Genomic DNA, 641 nt, shown 5'->3' on the forward strand with positions numbered 1-641 from the left:
TGAGCAGCGCTTTGGTGCAGTGTCTGAGTACTTAGGGAAGGCCTTAGGCATTGAGGTACGTTATGTGCCGGTTAAGTCTTATGCGGCTGCAGTGACAGCATTTCGAAATGATCAGGTTCAATTAGCCTGGTTTGGTGGTTTGTCGGGTGTGCAGGCGCGCTTATTAGTGCCAGGCTCCCAAGCGATCGCACAGGGAGATGAAGACCGCTTCTTCAAGACTTACTTTATTGCGCATCATTCTACAGGTTTAAAAAAGAGTGATGAATTCCCAAAAGGTATTGCTAACAAGACACTGACCTTTGGTTCAAAAGGTTCAACATCGGGTCGCTTGATGCCTGAGTTTTATATCCGTCAACACCTTAATGATGCGCCTGATGCGTTGTTCAAACGTATAGGTTTTAGTGGTAATCACTCACGCACAGCCGCTTTGGTTAACTCAGGTGCCTACGAAATTGGTGTGTTGAGCTACAAGGTTTGGGAAAAAGAGCTAGCCGCAGGTAAGATTGATCCAAAAAAGGTTCAGGTTATTTGGGAAACACCTCAGTACCAGGATTACCAGTGGAGCATACGCGGTGATGTGGACGCGCATTGGGGTGAAGGTTTTGGTGGAAAGATTAAACAAGCCTTGTTGAATATGAAAG

1 protein-coding gene is annotated in these 641 nt (G+C 46.2%); it reads left to right on the forward strand.

Features of this window, described 5'->3' with window-relative positions; genetic code table 11:
• A partial coding sequence (locus A3766_RS06215) for a putative selenate ABC transporter substrate-binding protein (protein WP_068641944.1) occupies positions 1 to 641 on the forward strand: 641 nt, incomplete at both ends.

This window comes from Oleiphilus sp. HI0132 (assembly GCF_001635845.1).